This is a genomic window from Nitratireductor luteus, from assembly GCF_026162365.1.
Taxonomy (GTDB): domain Bacteria; phylum Pseudomonadota; class Alphaproteobacteria; order Rhizobiales; family Rhizobiaceae; genus Chelativorans; species Chelativorans luteus.
The window spans coordinates 366,951-383,331 of record NZ_JAOANW010000005.1 but is presented as its reverse complement, the minus strand read 5'-3'; the positions used below and the strand labels follow the sequence as shown (position 1 = coordinate 383,331).

Sequence of the window (16,381 nt, the reverse complement as noted above, 5' to 3'; positions counted from 1 at the left end):
CGACGGGGAGGATAGGCTGCAATGCGCATCCTGATTATCGGAGCCGCCGGTATGGTCGGCCGAAAACTGGCCGAAAAGCTGATGGGCGAGGGCAGCCTCGGAGGCCGCAAGATCGATACGATCCACGCCTTCGACGTGATCGAGCCGTCCTACGGCGCATCGGGCGGCCCGCAAATCGTATCGGAAGCGGGCGACATCGCCGACGCGGCGGTGGTCACGCGCCTGATCAGGCACCGGCCCGACGTTATCTTTCACCTTGCCGCCATTGTCTCAGGCGAAGCCGAGGTCGAATTCGACAAGGGCTACGCGATCAATATGGACGGCACGCACCATCTTCTGGAAGCCGTCCGTCATGAAGGCGAAGGCTATTGCCCACGGCTCGTCTTCACCTCGTCCATCGCCGTCTTCGGCGCGCCATTCCCGGGAAAGATCGATGACGATTTTTTCCACACGCCGCTCACCAGCTACGGCACGCAAAAGGCCGTCGGCGAACTGCTGCTGGCCGACTACACACGCAAGGGCTTCATCGATGGCGTCGGCATCCGCCTGCCCACCATCGTGGTGCGGCCGGGCAGGCCCAACAAGGCGGCCTCCGGGTTCTTCTCCGGCATCGTCCGCGAACCGCTGGCCGGCCAGGAAGCAATACTCCCGGTCTCGGAGGACGTGCGACACTGGGTGGCTAGCCCAGCAGCGGCCGTCGGTTTTCTGCTCCACGCCGCCACGATGGATTCGGCGACCCTCGGTGCACGGCGCTCGCTGACCATGCCCGGCCTGTCGATCACCGTCGGCGAAATGATCGAGGCGCTGAAGCGGGTAGCCGGCGAGGAGACCGCCGCCCTGATCCGGCGAGAGCCGGACGAGGCGATCGTCAGGATCGTCGACGGATGGCCGCGCGATTTCGATGCCAAGCGTGCCGAGCAAGCAGGTTTCAAGGCCGACGCGGATTTCGATTCCATCATCCGCGCTCACATCGCCGACGAGGAAGCGCGCAAGGTCGCGTTCGGCTGAGATACGAGGCATGATGCCCGAAAAACGGATGCCGGTATTCGGAATCAGGCTCCAACAATGAGGTGGAGGAAACCAAATGGCTGAACAGCAATGCGTGGGCTTTATCGGCGTGGGCCTCATGGGCCACGGCATGGCCAAGAACATACTGGAAGCCGGACACAAGCTCACCGTGCTCGGCCATCGCAACCGCGAACCGGTCGACGATCTCGTCAAGCGCGGCGCAACCGAAGCGTCGGACGTCGGCGAATTGGCACTTGCATCCGACATCGTCTTCCTCTGCCTGCCCGGCAGTCCTCAAGTCGAGGCGACAGTGGCCGACATCATCGCCGCCAAGGGTGACGTCAAGTTCATCATCGATACGAGCACCAGCAATCCGGTCTCAACCCGCATGCTTGCAGAGCGTTGCGCGAAGGCCGGCATCACCATGGTCGATGCCCCCCTGTCGCGCACCCCCAAGGAAGCCTGGGAAGGCACCCTGGACGTGATGGCCGGCGCGAGCGAGGAGGTGTTCGCCGAGGTCAGACCGTTGCTGGAGACCTTTGCGGGCAAGATTGTCCGGGTCGGCGAATGCGGGGCCGGCCACACGATGAAGCTGCTCAACAATTTCGTGTCCATGGGCTATGGAGCGATCTATGCCGAGGCGCTGGCCATCGGCGCAAAGAACGGTATCGATGCCGCCACGTTCGAAAGCGTCATTTCCGGCGGGCGTATGGACTGCGGCTTCTTCCAGACATTCTTCAAATATGTGGTCGGCGGGGACCGGGATGCCCACAAATTTGCTCTGCGCAACGCGCACAAAGACATGCGCTACGTCGTGTCTCTCGCCAATGAAAGCGGCATCGCTTCCCATGTCTCGTCCAGCATCAAAAACGGATACGCGACCGCCGAAGCGATCGGCCGCGGCGACGACTACGTACCCATGATCGCGGACGTCATTGCCGAGCTCAACGGCATCAAGGCTTCGAAGGGCTGATATAATTCTCAGTGATTCCGGCGCACAGACCAGGTGGAACAGTGCAGGACGAAGAAAAACAAGTCATCGAAACGACCGCCAGGCAGGGCTCCAAGGCCAGGGGCGCCGATAGGGCGCTCGTCTCTCGGCCGCGCCCCACCCTGCAGGGCGTTTCCGGCATGCCGGCCCGCGACCGAGCCTACCACGAGCTGAAGTTTCGCATTCTGGAAGGCCGTCTGCCGCCGGGAACCACCCTGCTAGAGACCGAGGTGGCAAGCTTGCTGTCGCTCAGCCGGACGCCTGTCCGCGAGGCGCTTATCCGGCTGGAGGAAGAAGGGCTGGTCGAGGTGCGTCCGCGCCACGGCATCACCGTCAAGGCGCTTTCCATCGAGGAACTGGAACAGATCTACCAGGTGTTCTCGACTCTTGAGGTAAAGGCGGCGCAGTTGGCCGCTCGCCGAGGGCTTAGCGACGCCGATTATGCGAAGCTGGACGGCATCCTCGCCCAGATGGAAAAGGCGACCAGCAAGAAGGACATCGCCCACTGGTCCCATCTCGACGACGCCTTTCATTCCGAAATCGTCGCGCTGTGCGGCAATCCGCGCCTGCAGAGCATGCTGCGCCAGCTTTGGGACCAGCAATACCGCGCACGGGTGGCCGTCGTCCATTTACGCCCCCTGCCCGTACAGTCGGATGAGGAGCACCGCGCCATCCTGAAAGCCATTCGCGACCGGGACGAAGCTGCCGCCACCCGCCTGCACCAGCAGCATCGCGACCGGGCCGATATCATGGTGCTGTCCCTGTTGCGCCACCCGGGCGCCGGTTCCCTGATCGGCTGAGAGCCGGCCGGTTGAAGACGCGGGAATGTATACGTTGATCGTGAACAGCCATCGTGCGAAACAATTCAGAGCGCCGTGCGTCCTTCCGGACGCACAAGGGACGCTCTACCTATTTTCGCATTCATGCGGACGTCAGGTGATTCCACCTGACTGCAAAATGCTCTCGGGAGGCATATCCATATGAACCGCATCGATCTTGGCGGACGCCGGGCAGTTGTAACCGGCGGCGCGCGCGGCATCGGCCTGGCGACCGCCGAGCGCTTCCTGGACAGCGGGGCACAAGTCGTCATCTGGGATGTCGACGCCGACAATCTCCAGACCGCTCTAGACCGTTTGCAAGGCCGCGCCATCGGTCAGATCGTGGAACTCACCGACGAGCACGCCATCGAAGCTGCGGCGCGTGAAGCCGGATCGATCGACATTCTGGTCAACAATGCCGGCATCACCGGCGGCAACGGCAAGACCTGGGAGCTTGCCCCCGATATCTGGCGCCACACGCTTGAGGTCAACCTTGTCGCCCCCTACCTCACCAGCCGCGCGCTGGTGCCCGGCATGATCGAGCGGGGCTATGGCCGCATCGTCAATGTCGCCTCCATCGCCGGCAAGGAAGGCAACCCCAACGCCTCGCATTATTCGGCTTCCAAGGCCGGGCTGATCGGCCTGACAAAATCGCTTGGCAAGGAATTGGCCAAGACCGGCGTCATCGTCAACTGCATCACGCCGGCCGCCGCGCGCACCCCGATCTTCGACCAGATGAGCCAGGAGCACATCGACTACATGCTCGCCAAGATACCGCTCGAACGGTTTCTGGAGCCGGCCGAGGTGGCAGCCATGATCTCCTGGCTCGCCTCGGAGGAGTGTTCGTTCTCCACGGGAGCCGTCTTCGACATATCCGGTGGCCGCGCCGTCTACTGATATTCACCAGCACACGATAAGGACTGACGATATGAAGCTTTTGCGTTATGGACCCGCGGGCAGCGAGAAGCCCGGCCTGATGGCCGATGACGGCACGATCCGCGATCTTTCCGGCATGGTCGACGACATCGGTGGCGCGGCGATCTCGCCCGAGGGCCTCGAGCGCCTCCGCGCCATAGCGCCCGACAGCCTGCCCGTGGTCGACGGCAATTCCCGCCTCGGCCCGTGCGTGGCAGGCCTGCAGAAGATCATATGCATCGGCCTCAACTACTCCGACCACGCCGCCGAAACGGGCGCCGTGCCGCCCCCCGAGCCGATCATCTTCGCCAAGGCGCTCAACGCGCTGTGCGGCCCCAATGACGATGTAGAGATGCCGCGCGGCTCCGAGGCGCTCGACTGGGAAGTCGAACTCGCCGTCATCATCGGCACCAGGGCCAAATATGTTTCCGAGGCCGACGCGATGGATCATGTCGCCGGCTTTGCCATCATGAACGACGTGTCCGAACGCGATTTCCAGGCCAAGCGCCAGGGCCAGTGGACGAAGGGCAAGAGCCACGACACATTCGGCCCGCTCGGCCCATGGCTCGTTACCCGAAACGAAATTGCCGACCCGCACAAGCTGGATATGTGGCTGGACGTGAACGGCGAGCGCCGCCAGACCGGCAACACCGATACGCTGATCTTCAACGTGCCCCATGTCGTCTCCTACCTCTCCCAGTTCATGACGCTGATGCCGGGCGACGTCATATCCACCGGCACGCCTCCAGGCGTCGGCATGGGCATGAAGCCGCCGCAATATCTGAAGCCCGGCGACGTGATGACCCTGTCCATCGCCGGCCTGGGCCAGCAGAGACAGACCGTGGTCGCGGCGTAGAAGCCGCCGGGAGGAACAGTGGTGACCATCAGGAACGTAACCCTTATCGGCACCGGCATCATGGGCGCCCCCATGGCGCGCAACATCGCCCGCGCCGGTTTCAACGTCACCGTCTGGAACCGCACGCGGGCCAAGGCCGAAGCGCTGGCCGATGTTGCCACGGTTGCCGACGATCCGCGGGAATCGGTCCACAATGCCGACGCCGTCATCACGATGGTCGACAACTCCCCGGTCGTGACCGAAATCTATTTCGGCCAGAACGGCGTGGTCGAGGCCGCGCCTGCCGGTGTGCTGTTCGTGGACATGTCGTCGATCCAGCCCGCCGTCGCTCGCGACCACGCGGCGGCAATCGCCGAGGCGGGGCGGCGCCACATGGATGCGCCGGTCTCCGGCGGCGAGAAAGGCGCCACCGAAGCCACCCTCGCGATCATGGCCGGCGGCAGCCCGGAGGATTTCGAGGATACCCGCGCCCTGTTTTCCGCCATGGGCCGCGCTACTCATGTCGGCGTCCACGGTGCGGGACAGGTCGCCAAGCTCGCCAATCAGGTGATCGTCGCCGTCACCATCGGCGCGGTGTCGGAGGCCATGCTTCTGGCTCAGGAGGGCGGGTGCGATCCGGCCGCCCTTCGCGAGGCGCTGATGGGCGGTTTCGCCACGTCGCGTATTCTGGAGCTCCACGGCGAGCGCATGATCGAACGCAATTTCATCCCCGGCGGCCCTCTCGCACTTCAGTTGAAGGATATCGAGAACGCGTTGGAAGTCGCCCGCCAGGCAGGCCTACGCCTGCCGCTGACCGAGCAGACCCGTGACGCCTTCCACGCCCTCGCCGGCGACATGCGCATGAGCCGCCACGACCACTCTGCCTATCTTTTGTGGCTGGAGGCGATCAACGACGGCAAGCGCCTGGGCACGAAGGAGACACAGGAGCCAGCGCGCGATTAGAGCACGGTCCCAAAAGCGGATGCCGGTTTTGCGGAAAAATTCATCCCAACAAGGCGATCGATCAAGATGGCGATTCAACGAAAAGCCATCTTGATCTAAAGGCGCGTTGGCGTCCGCCTTCTTGCTCCTTCGTCTACTCCTTCACCGCCCCCGTCATCGACGAGACGTAATAGTCGACGAAGAACGAGTAGAGGATGACCACGGGCAGCGAACCCAGCAGCGCGCCGGACATCAGCGCGCCCCACTCGTAAATGTCGCCGCGCACCAGTTCCGTGAGAACACCCACCGGAACGGTCTTGTTCTCCGACGAGGAGATGAAGGTCAGCGCGTAGATGAATTCGTTCCATGACAGCGTGAAGGCGAAGATGCCGGCGGAGATCAGCCCAGGCACGGCCAGCGGCAGGATGACCTTGGTCAGGATCTGCCATCGTGTGGCCCCGTCCACGAGCGCGCTTTCCTCGAGCTCGAACGGAATGGTGCGGAAATAGCCCATCAGGAGCCATGTGCAGAACGGGATGAGAAAGGTCGGATAGGTCAGGATCAGCGCCAACCGGCTATCGAAGATGCCGACATTGAAGACGATGAATGCCAGCGGGATGAACAGGATCGACGGCGGCACCAGATAGGCCAGGAAGATCAGCAGTCCCGTCACCCGCGCACCGGTGAACCGCACCCGCTCGATGGCATAGGCAGCGAAGACCGAGGCAAGTAGCGAGATGAAGGTCGAGGCGACCGAAACCAGCATCGTATTCCACAGCCAGCCCGGATAGGACGTCTCGAACAATAGGTATTTGATGTGCGCCAGTGTCGGCTCCACGACCCAGAACGGGCTGTACTCCTTGTAGTTGCTGAGCTGGTGATCCGGTTTTACCGCCGTGATCGCCATCCAGTAAAAAGGAAACAGCAATACGAAGACGAACACCGCCAGCGGCAGGTAGACGACCAGGATCCGCCGCGTCAGCGTGCTGAACTGGTCCAGGCCCGTCACATCATCATTCACGGCTATAGGATCGGAGGAGATTGTCTGTCGGCTCATCGTCATTCTCCTCAATCGCTCGCGCCCTGCTGCCATTTGCGCCGCTGCAGCCCGAAGAACGAGAACAGGATGGCGGCCAGCAGGAACGGGATCATCGCCACGGCGATCGCCGCCCCCTCACCCAACTGGCCGCCGGGAATGGCGCGCTGGAAGGAAAGGGTGGCCATCAGATGCGTGGCGTTCACCGGCCCGCCGCGCGTCAGCACATAGATGAGCTGGAAATCGGTGAAGGTGAACAGCACCGAAAACGTCATCACCACCGCGATGATGGGCGAAAGCAGCGGCAGGGTTATCTTGGTGAAGCGCTGCCACGGTGTTGCCCCGTCCAGCGCCGCCGCCTCATTCAGCGATTGCGGAATCGTCTGCAGCCCGGCCAGCAGCGAAATCGCGACGAAAGGAATGCCGCGCCACACATTGGCGGCGATCACCGAGGCGCGCGCATTGGTGGGATCGCCCAGGAAGTTGATCGGCTCGCTGATCAGTCCGAGATTCATGAGCACGTAGGAAATGATCGAGAATTGCGAATCGTAGATCCACCAGAAGGCGAGCGCCGAAAGCACCGTCGGCACCACCCACGGCAAGAGGATGATCGCCCGAAAGAGGTTCTTGAACGGCAGATGCTGATTGAGGATCAGCGCCAGCCACAGTCCCAGCCCGAACTTCAGGACCGAGGCAACGGTGGTGTATAGCAGCGTGTTGTACACCGACAGCCAGAAGATCGGGTCGTCGAAAAGCCACTCATAGTTTTCAAGGCCGATGAAGATGCCCGACCGGCCGATCTTCGTATCGGTGAAGCCGAGCCACACGCCAAGCCCCAGCGGATAGGTAAGAAAGCACAGCAGAAACGCGGCTGCCGGAAGCATGAACAAGAGCCCGAGCCCGTTCTTGCTTTCCAGCAACCATCCGTAAATCGACGATAGCCTCGTGGGCGCTGCACCCGCCATGAAATCCTGCCTTTCGTCTATCCGTATTGCCGCCGCGTCTGCCGGCGCAGGAAGCGGGCGAACGCGGATGATCGCGCCCGCCCGCCAATAATGCCGTCTTGCCTTAGCGGTAGTATCGGGCGATGCGCCGCTCCGCGTTGGCGATGGCTTCCTCCGTCGAACGCTGGCCGGTCACCGCCTCGGCGAACATGTCGACGAGGACGTAGTCCGCCATGACACCGGCCGATGCGGGCCCAAGCGGTCCTGCATAGCCGTTGGGCCGAAGCGTCTCGGAAGCCTTGGCATAGGGCGCGTGGATCGGGTTGGACGTCCACACGGGGTTGTCCTCGAAGGCCCTGAGCGGCTGGCAGCAATAGGCGCTCGCCCCCTCGATCCACTTGTTCATCTGCTCGGCCTGATACATGAAATTCAGATAGGCCTTGGCCGCCTGTGGATACTGGCAGTGGTTGAAGATCGAGATCGTCGACGTCTGGTGCAGCTCCACCGACGAGCCGACCGGCCCGACAGGAAAGTTGGTGGTACGCAGATCTTCCGCGATCTCCTGCAGCGCCTGGTCGTTGACCGCGGCGTAGTAAAGCGACACGCCATTCGCGGTAAGGGAAACCTGGCCGGCGAGGAAGGCGCGGTTATTGTTGATGTCGAGCCAGCTTTCCGTACCCGGAATGAAAGTCGCGTAGAGCGCCTTGGCATATTCGATCGCCGCCCTTGCCTCGGGGCTGTTGATCGCCGGGTTACCACTCTCGTCGACGGTCATGCCGCCATGGCTCCACAACAGCCAGTGGGCGTAGTTGTTGCCGTCGCCCACGGCCTTGCCATGCGGGAAACCGGCTGGCGTGCCGTTGGCCTTCATGGCTTTGCAGAGTTCCAGGAAGCCGGCCGTATCTTCCGGAAACGCGCTGAAGCCAGCTGCTTTCACATGGCTGTCGCGATAGCACACCGCGTTGCCGATGGCACAGAGCGGCACGGCGATGAAAGTATCGCCCTGCTTGGCATAACCTTCCACACCTTCGTACCAGCCGCCATATTGTTCACCCAGCGCTGTGGCCAGATCCGTCACGTCCACCAGCTTGTCGGGATACTGGAACGGATCGTCGAACCAGCTCATCACCATATCCGGCCCGGAGCCGACATTGGCGGCGACGGCTGCTTTCGGACGTACGTCCTCCCAACTCTCCTGGTCGATGCGCACTTCAACGCCGGTCGCTTCAGTAAAGGCCTTCGTATTGGCGTTCCAGGCTTCCTCTTCGCCCTTCACAAACGGCACCCAGCGCAGAAGGCGCAGCGAGGCCCCCTCTTCCGGCGTGAACGTCGCTGCCGAAGCCTGGGCAAGCGCATGGCGCGGGCTCAGCGAGCCCGCCAGAATGCCGCCGGCGGCCACGCCCGCCGTCCCGGCAAGGAACTTTCTACGGTTGATTGTCATTGACACTTATCCTCCTCAAATCCGCTCCCCTTTAAAGGGCGCGATCAGTGGTTCACTTCCACCATTTGGGCACACAAGGTACCCTCATCTGGCACGTCCTCCCGAGAGCGCGCCAAAACCCGTTCAGGCAGAAACCCGTCGCCCGCCATTGGCATCGAACAGATGCAGGGCAGTCGGGTCGACCGTCACCTTGATTTCCTCGCCGGGACCGGCGGAAATGCGCTCCCGGAAAACACACGTCACCTCCGTATCGTCGAGGTCGGCAATGACATGCGTCTCAGAGCCCGTCGGCTCCACCACTTTCACTTTCAGCCCGACCTCGCCGCCCAGATGGATCGCCTCGGGCCGGATGCCGCAGATCAGTTCCTGCCCGGCCTGCGCATCACCCGGATTGTCCACCTTCAGCCGCTGCCCGTCTCCGCTGACAAAATAGGCCCGATTGTCCGGGTCGAGCTTGCCGGTCACCATGTTCATGGCGGGCGAACCTATGAAGCCGGCGACGAACAGATTGTTGGGGCGGTCGTAAAGATCCAGCGGCGCCCCCACCTGTTCAACAATGCCGTCATGCATGACGACGATCTTGTCAGCCATCGTCATCGCCTCGATCTGGTCGTGCGTCACATAGACCGTCGTCGTCTTGAGCCTCTGGTGCAGGTTCTTGATCTCGGAGCGCATCGAAACGCGAAGCTTGGCGTCGAGGTTCGACAACGGCTCATCGAAGAGAAATACCTGCGGATCGCGCACGATCGCGCGCCCCATCGCCACGCGCTGCCTTTGCCCGCCGGAAAGCTGGCGCGGATAGCGGCCGAGTAGTTGGGTAAGGCCGAGTATCTCTGCCGCCGGCCGCACCTTCGCCTCGATCTCGCTGCGCGGCGCTCCCTTCAGCTTGAGCGAGAACCCCATGTTCTCCGCTACGGTGATATGCGGATAGAGCGCGTAATTCTGGAAAACCATCGCGATGTCGCGATCCTTGGGCGGCAGCTTGTTCACCACCCTGTCGCCGATCAGGATATCGCCGGAAGTAATGTGCTCGAGACCCGCCAGCATGCGCAGGAGCGTGGACTTGCCGCAGCCCGATGGGCCGACGAGGACGACGAACTGTCCCTCCTCGATGTCGACCGTGACACCATGCAGAACTTCGACCTGTCCGAACGACTTGCGGACATCCCGAAACATCACTGGTGCCATTCAATCCCCTCCCGATTAATGTATCCATTATCGTCATACTGGCTGCAATTGCGCACGAGCGCAACACGGGAATTGAAATGCATCCCGGCTTTCCGTGGATCGTTGAATAAGCAGTGCCGCACCACCGCCAGCAACGGTGGTTTCAGGTGGAAATTTCAATGTACGCATTACTGGGGGAAAAGCGCGTTGGGTCAGCGGAGATCCAGAGACGCGCAGCTAGCCGATCACATTCACTTTCGTATCGGTCTTTTCGAAAACCTCGTCAGGAACGAAGAAATCTCCGGCCAGCGCCCCCTCGACGCCCGGCGCGTATTTCGAGAAATCCGTCACGCCCTCCTCACGCAGCACCAACTCATCGATGAAGAAATTTCCGGTGCATTCGCGCGAAAGGCGCGTCAGGATCGCGTGGGCCGCATCGGCCATGACCTCTGGCGAGCGGCTGATGCTGGCCATCGCCTCCCCACCCAGGAGATTGCGCACCGCGGCGGTGTCGATCGCCGTCAGCGGCCACAGCGAATTGACGGCGATCCCGTCGCGGGCGAACTCAGCGCTCATGCCCAGCGTGCACATCGACATGCCGAACTTTGCCATGGTGTAGGCCACGTGGTTCTTGAACCATTTGGCCTTCATATCGAGCGGCGGCGCAAGATTGAGAATATGCGGATTATCCGCCTTCTTCAGATGCGGAATGCAGGTTTTGGAAACGAGGAATGTGCCGCGCGTATTGACCTGATGCATCAGGTCGTAGCGCTTCATGTCGGTCGCCAGCGTGCCCGTGAGCTGAATGGCGCTGGCATTGTTGATGCAGATATCGATGCCGCCGAAGACTTCGACGGTCGCTGCGACGGCGTCGGCCACCTCCTCCTCGTGGCGAATGTCGCACAATACGGGAAGCGCCTTGCCGCCCGCTGCCTCGATGTCGGCAGCGGCCGTGTGGATTGTGCCCGGCAGCTTGGGATGCGGCTCCGCCGTCTTGGCCGCGATCGTCACATTGGCGCCGTCGCGCGCAGCACGCAGCGCGATTGCCAGGCCGATGCCGCGGCTGCCGCCGGAGATGAACAGTGTTTTGCCCCTGAGCGAGACATTGCGCGACATGCCACGTCCTCCAGTATCTGCGCAGGCCCCGCTTGGGCTTGCAGAACCTCTACGCACGTTAGAGCAACTTTTACGTCAACGTCAACTAGTGCCGGCCTTCAACTCCGAAACTCCGCCATGAGCGGCCGACCACTTCAACGGGTCGCCAAGAAAACTCTCCACCTGAGCCAGCGTCTGCGCGTCGAAGCGCCCCTCCTTGCGGCACACCGCCAATATGTCCCACCAAGTCGTGAGATGGTGCAGCCGCATGCCCGCCGCCTCCAGGCGCTTGGGCGTGTCGGGAAAGATGTCGTAATAGAACACCGCGAACGTATCGGTGACGGTCGCCCCAGCCCTGCCGACTGCCTCGGCGAATTTCAGCTTGCTGCCTCCGTCGGTCGTCAGGTCCTCCACAAGCAGCACCCGCGCGCCCTCGGCCAGATTGCCCTCTATCTGGGCGTCGCGGCCGAAACCCTTCGGCTTCTTGCGCACATAAAGCATCGGCAGGCCCAGCCGGTCGGCGAGCCACGCCGCGAACGGTATGCCCGCTGTCTCGCCGCCCGCAACCGCGTCGAACTGCTCGAACCCCGCCTGCCGCAAGATCACCGACGCGCCGAAATCGATCACCGCCGAGCGGATGCGCGGATAGGAGATCAGCTTGCGGCAATCGATATAGACGGGGCTCGCGATACCGGAGGTAAAGGTGAACGGCTTGTCTGCCCTGAAATGCACCGCCTTGATTTCCAGAAGCATCTTGGCGACTGTCTCGGCGATCAGTGCCTTGTCGGGGAAGGTATTGGCGAACATGGGCTGGCTCTCTGCTGGGCGTCTCTAGAGCAATTCCGGGAAAAGCGGAAACCGGTCTTTCGTCCGGAATTGCGCAAAATAAAAAGGCAAACGCCCTTCGCTACCAGCATTGGGCGCGCCTAGGAAGCATTCTCCACCACTTTCCAGTGGATGGGAAATATGGGGTCGAAAACCGTGATGGTCTCGCCGCCCGCTTCGATGCTTCTCGGCATCTCGATCGGCGTATCCTGCCGCTCCAGCGTCAAGCGCTGCTCATTGGCCGGCAAGCCGTAAAAGGCAGGCCCGTGGAGCGAGGCAAAGCCCTCCAGCCGGTCAAGTGCTCCCTCCTCCTCGAATACATGGGCAAGGCAGGCCATGGTGTTGGGCGCGGTGAAGATGCCGGCGCAGCCGCAGGCGGTTTCCTTCAGCTTGTCGACATGCGGCGCAGAATCGGTGCCGAGGAAAAACCGCTTCTCGCCTGAGGTCGCTGCCTGCCGTAGCGCCTGCCTGTGCGTCTCGCGCTTGGCGACCGGCAGGCAGTAGTAATGCGGACGGATGCCGCCGGCCAGAATGGCATTGCGGTTGATGATCAGGTGATGGGTGGTGATCGTCGCGCCGACGCGCTCGTCCTGCGCCCGCGCAAACTCGACGCCGTCCTTCGTCGTGATGTGCTCCATCACGATCTTCAGTTCCGGCAGCCGCTCCCGCAACGGCGCCAGCACGCGTTCGATGAACACGGCCTCGCGGTCGAAAATGTCGATCGCCGGGTCGGTTACTTCCCCGTGCACGCACAGGGGTAGGCCGATATGCGCCATGCGCTCCAGAACGGGCATGACCTTCCCGACATCCCGCACGCCGCTCTGTGAATTGGTCGTGGCGCCGGCCGGATAAAGCTTCACCGCATGGACGAGCCCATCGGCAAAAGCCGATTCAACATCATCGGCTTGCGTGGTTTCGGTGAGGTAGAGCGTCATCAGCGGCTGAAAGCCGCTCCCGGCCGGCAGCGCCGCCAATATCCGCTCCCGATAGGCCGCCGCGTCCCGGGCTGTCACCACGGGCGGCACGAGATTGGGCATGATGATGGCACGGCCGAAATGTGCGGCTGAATGCGGCGCGACAGCCTCCAGCACGGCGCCGTCGCGCAGATGCAGGTGCCAGTCGTCGGGCTTTCGTATGGTCAGCGTCTTCATGGGTATGAGAGACATAACGGGATTCGCCCCGCGCGCAACATCTTTCCGGTTTCGAGTTTCATCGAACCTTCATTGTTCCCTGAATGGCTCCAACAACTATCTCGACCACCCCTGTCGGAATAGGGCATGCTCACCCGTCTTTCAAACGACAGGAGAATTGCAGCAATGCTCTACGCTATCCTTTGCTACCATGACGAGGACGTCGTCGAATCCTGGACCAAGGAAGAGGACGATGCGGTCCTGGCAAAGCGTCAGAAGGTCCAGCAGGCCCTCGTGGACGAGGGTCGAATGGGCCCCTCCATCCGTCTCGTGCCCACCACCGCAGCCACCACCATTCGCGCATCGGGCAACGAGCAGATCGTCATCGACGGGCCGTTCGCTGAGACCAAGGAACAGCTCCTTGGCTTCTACATCGTCGACTGCAGGAACTTGGAAGAAGTGATCGACTTCGCCAAGCGGATGAAGGAGGGCGAATCCTGCACCTTCGAAATTCGCCCCTTGCGCATTTTCAACACGGGCGAATTGCCCGAAAAAATAGAGCTTGCCGGATGAACGATATTGCCTGGATCGAGAAAGCGCTCGCGGCGGCCCGCCCCCAGGCCATGGCCGCGCTGCTGCGCTATTTCCGTGATCTCGACCGGGCCGAAGAAGCCTTCCAGGAGGCCTGCCTGCGCGCCATGAAGAACTGGCCCGAAAAGGGCCCGCCGCGCGATCCGGCCGCGTGGCTCATCTTCGTCGGGCGCAACGCCGCCCTCGACGCCGTGCGCCGCGATGCGCGCAACACGCAGCTCCCGTCCGACGACGTCCTGTCAGACCTCGACGACGCGGAGGCAGGCATGGCCGAGCGGCTGGACGACGCCCATTACCGCGACGACATTCTGCGCCTCATGTTCATCTGCTGCCACCCTGACCTTCCCGCCACCCAGCAGATCGCGCTCGCCTTGCGCATCGTCTCGGGCCTTTCCGTGCGCGAGATCGCCAGCGCCTTCCTCGCCAATGAAAAAGCGGTGGAACAACGCATCACCCGCGCCAAGCGCCGCGTTGCCGATGCCAATATCCCCTACGCCACGCCGGGCCCGGCCGAACGCGCCGAACGCTTGGGCGCGGTGGCCGCCATGATCTATCTCGTCTTCAACGAGGGCTATTCGGCCAGCGGCGGCGAGGCGCACATCAAGACGCAGCTATGCGACGAGGCCATCCGCCTTGCCCGCCTCCTGCTGCGGCTTTTCCCGACCGAGCCGGAGATCATGGGGCTTCTGGCCCTTATGCTCCTCAACCATGCGCGCACCCCTGCGCGCCTCGATGAAGATGGCCAGATCGTCCTTCTGGAGGATCAGGACCGCTCCCTGTGGAACAGCAATTTCATCGCCGAGGGCATCGCCTTGGTCGACAAGGCGATGCGCCACCGCGAGCCCGGTCCCTATCAGATCCAGGCCGCCATCGCCGCTCTTCATGCCCACGCCAAGGCTCCGAAGGACACGGACTGGCAGGAGATCGAACTGCTCTACCGCATGCTCGAGCGCCTCCAGCCGTCCCCGGTCGTCACGCTCAACCGCGCCGTCGCCGTCTTCAAGGCCCATGGGGCGGCCCCCGCGCTCGAACTTGTCGAACCGCTTGAGGAAAGGCTGTCGAACTACTTTTACTTCCACGGACTGCGCGGCGCGCTGCTCATGGAGCTTGGCCGGGGAAACGACGCCCGCATCTCTTTCGACAAGGCCATATCGTTGGCCCGCACACCAGCCGAGGCAACCCATATCCGGCAGCATATCGACCGGCTGACCGGCGACGGCTCGAAAAGACAGGAGGCCGGTTAGCCGCTGTGGGGTTGGCAATGGCAGTTTGCAAACGAGAAATGTCGGATAAGCCTGCCGCCATCCGTCCTCTGGCCGCAGACGGAAACCAGGGAGGCACCCATGCGGTATGTATGTCTCGTCTACGGCGATGGAACGGCAATCGAGGCTCTACCGGAAGACGAAAGGCGGAAGCTCGACCGCGATTCCATCGCCTATGACAAGGTCCTGGAACAAGTCGGCCATTTGATCGCCTCCGACGCCTTGGAATCGGTTTCCCGGGCGACCTGCCTGCGCACGCGCGGCGGCAAGATTGTCAGTACCGATGGTCCCTTCGCCGAATCCAAGGAACAATTGCTGGGCTTCCTTCTGATCGAGGCGAAGGACCGGGAGGAAGCCATCGCCCTTGCCTCCAAGGTGCCCATGGTCGGCTACGGCACGATCGAAGTCCGCGCGACCCACGATATCGAGGTCGACTGATAAGACCAAAAAGCGAACCTGAAAATGTAGGACCCGCACTCCCGCCGCACGTCCTCCGGCAGTCGCATCAGGCGACGCTTGCAGTGAAAGGAGAAGGAAAATGCAGAACAAGACCGTTTCCCGAGAAGAATGGCTTATCGCCCGCAAGGAATTGCTGAGCAGGGAGAAGCAGGCTTCCCGCCTGCGCGACGAGATAGCTGCCGAGCGCCGCGGCCTGCCCTGGGTGAAGATCAACAAGGAATACGTCTTCGACACGCCGCAAGGCCGCAAGACGCTCGCCGAACTGTTCGATGGCCGCAGCCAGCTCATCGTCCAGCATTTCATGTTTGCGCCGGACTGGAATGCCGGCTGCCCCGGCTGCTCCTTCGAAGCCGACCATGTCGACGGCGCGCGCCAGCACTTCCTGCACAAGGACGTCACCTTCGTCGCGGTGTCCCGCGCGCCGATCGCCAGGATCGAAGCCTATCGAAAGCGTATGGGCTGGTCTTTCCCCTGGGTCTCGTCCGGCGACAGTGATTTCAACTATGATTTCAACGTCGCCTTTCGGAAGCAGGACCTGGAGCAAGGCAAGGCGATCTACAACTACGAGGTCATCAAGGATCCCGGCATCGACGACCTTCCGGGCCTTAGCGTCTTCTACAAAGACCGCGACGGCGCCGTGTTCCATACCTATTCCACCTACGCGCGCGGCGGCGAGGAACTGCTGGGCGCATTGATGTATCTCGACCTGACGCCGATCGGCCGCGACGAGAAGACCCCGCTCGACTGGGTGCACCGTCACGACGAGTATCCGGCTCTGCAGAAGGCAGCTTCCTGACAGAGTGCTGGCAGGAGGCCTGTGCCATAAGCGATACGGGTCGCCGGCATGCGCTTGCTTCGCCGGCGGCCACTCCACGATATTCGACGTGTCCGCACGGCCATCCCTGGTCGGCAGCGTCTCTGG

17 protein-coding genes are annotated in these 16,381 nt (G+C 62.4%); 10 read left to right on the top strand and 7 right to left on the bottom strand.

Features of this window, described 5'->3' with window-relative positions:
* The first annotated feature begins 21 nt into the window (after positions 1 to 21).
* The 6 genes from denD to N1058_RS08800 all read left to right on the top strand — a co-directional run bounded on the left by denD (position 22) and on the right by N1058_RS08800 (position 5,530).
* Positions 22 to 1,008, top strand: a complete 987-nt coding sequence (denD, locus tag N1058_RS08825; RefSeq protein ID WP_265517131.1) for a D-erythronate dehydrogenase — start codon at positions 22 to 24, stop codon at positions 1,006 to 1,008.
* Between the two features lie 76 nt (positions 1,009 to 1,084).
* Positions 1,085 to 1,981, top strand: coding sequence for an NAD(P)-dependent oxidoreductase (locus N1058_RS08820; protein ID WP_265517130.1), 897 nt, complete (start codon positions 1,085 to 1,087; stop codon positions 1,979 to 1,981).
* A 41-nt stretch (positions 1,982 to 2,022) separates the two neighbouring features.
* Positions 2,023 to 2,799: a GntR family transcriptional regulator gene (locus N1058_RS08815; protein WP_265517129.1), complete on the top strand. Its 777-nt coding sequence runs from the start codon at positions 2,023 to 2,025 to the stop codon at positions 2,797 to 2,799.
* A 180-nt stretch (positions 2,800 to 2,979) separates the two neighbouring features.
* Entirely contained in the window at positions 2,980 to 3,714 is a 735-nt protein-coding gene (locus N1058_RS08810) for an SDR family NAD(P)-dependent oxidoreductase (RefSeq protein WP_265517128.1), read from the top strand.
* Positions 3,715 to 3,745: 31 nt separating this feature from the next.
* The gene (locus N1058_RS08805; RefSeq protein WP_265517127.1) at positions 3,746 to 4,588 is read left to right on the top strand and encodes a fumarylacetoacetate hydrolase family protein; all 843 of its coding nucleotides are present in this window, start codon (positions 3,746 to 3,748) and stop codon (positions 4,586 to 4,588) included.
* Positions 4,589 to 4,609: 21 nt separating this feature from the next.
* Positions 4,610 to 5,530, top strand: a complete 921-nt coding sequence (locus N1058_RS08800; RefSeq protein ID WP_265517126.1) for an NAD(P)-dependent oxidoreductase — start codon at positions 4,610 to 4,612, stop codon at positions 5,528 to 5,530.
* 133 nt (positions 5,531 to 5,663) lie between these two features.
* On the opposite strand, the gene N1058_RS08795 is transcribed toward N1058_RS08800, so the two are convergent.
* From N1058_RS08795 to pyrC, 7 genes are all read right to left on the bottom strand, one after another.
* A complete protein-coding gene (locus N1058_RS08795) occupies positions 5,664 to 6,566 on the bottom strand; it encodes a carbohydrate ABC transporter permease (protein WP_265517125.1) in 903 nt (300 codons plus the stop codon).
* An 11-nt stretch (positions 6,567 to 6,577) separates the two neighbouring features.
* On the bottom strand, positions 6,578 to 7,510 hold the full coding sequence (locus N1058_RS08790; RefSeq protein ID WP_265517124.1) for a carbohydrate ABC transporter permease: 933 nt from the start codon (positions 7,508 to 7,510) through the stop codon (positions 6,578 to 6,580).
* A gap of 103 nt (positions 7,511 to 7,613) precedes the next feature.
* Positions 7,614 to 8,930, bottom strand: a complete 1,317-nt coding sequence (locus tag N1058_RS08785) for an ABC transporter substrate-binding protein (RefSeq protein WP_265517123.1) — start codon at positions 8,928 to 8,930, stop codon at positions 7,614 to 7,616.
* 123 nt (positions 8,931 to 9,053) lie between these two features.
* A complete protein-coding gene (locus N1058_RS08780; RefSeq protein ID WP_265517122.1) occupies positions 9,054 to 10,118 on the bottom strand; it encodes an ABC transporter ATP-binding protein in 1,065 nt (354 codons plus the stop codon).
* A 216-nt stretch (positions 10,119 to 10,334) separates the two neighbouring features.
* Positions 10,335 to 11,213, bottom strand: a complete 879-nt coding sequence (locus N1058_RS08775) for an SDR family oxidoreductase (RefSeq protein WP_265517121.1) — start codon at positions 11,211 to 11,213, stop codon at positions 10,335 to 10,337.
* An 81-nt stretch (positions 11,214 to 11,294) separates the two neighbouring features.
* The gene (locus N1058_RS08770; RefSeq protein ID WP_265517120.1) at positions 11,295 to 11,999 is read right to left on the bottom strand and encodes an orotate phosphoribosyltransferase; all 705 of its coding nucleotides are present in this window, start codon (positions 11,997 to 11,999) and stop codon (positions 11,295 to 11,297) included.
* 119 nt (positions 12,000 to 12,118) lie between these two features.
* Positions 12,119 to 13,168 (bottom strand): dihydroorotase, encoded by a 1,050-nt coding sequence (gene pyrC, locus N1058_RS08765; RefSeq protein ID WP_265517166.1) that lies wholly within the window; start codon positions 13,166 to 13,168, stop codon positions 12,119 to 12,121.
* 165 nt (positions 13,169 to 13,333) lie between these two features.
* Here pyrC and N1058_RS08760 point away from each other — a divergent pair, with 165 nt between their 5' ends.
* From N1058_RS08760 to N1058_RS08745, 4 genes are all read left to right on the top strand, one after another.
* The gene (locus tag N1058_RS08760; protein WP_265517119.1) at positions 13,334 to 13,720 is read left to right on the top strand and encodes a YciI family protein; all 387 of its coding nucleotides are present in this window, start codon (positions 13,334 to 13,336) and stop codon (positions 13,718 to 13,720) included.
* Entirely contained in the window at positions 13,717 to 14,982 is a 1,266-nt protein-coding gene (locus N1058_RS08755) for an RNA polymerase sigma factor (protein WP_265517118.1), read from the top strand. The genes N1058_RS08760 and N1058_RS08755 overlap by 4 nt, the downstream gene beginning before the upstream one ends.
* Positions 14,983 to 15,081: 99 nt before the next feature.
* Positions 15,082 to 15,438: a YciI family protein gene (locus N1058_RS08750; protein WP_265517117.1), complete on the top strand. Its 357-nt coding sequence runs from the start codon at positions 15,082 to 15,084 to the stop codon at positions 15,436 to 15,438.
* A gap of 100 nt (positions 15,439 to 15,538) precedes the next feature.
* Positions 15,539 to 16,255 carry a DUF899 domain-containing protein gene (locus tag N1058_RS08745; RefSeq protein WP_265517116.1) on the top strand — a complete coding sequence of 239 codons (717 nt, stop codon included), beginning with the start codon at positions 15,539 to 15,541 and terminating at the stop codon, positions 16,253 to 16,255.
* The last annotated feature ends 126 nt before the right edge of the window (positions 16,256 to 16,381 follow it).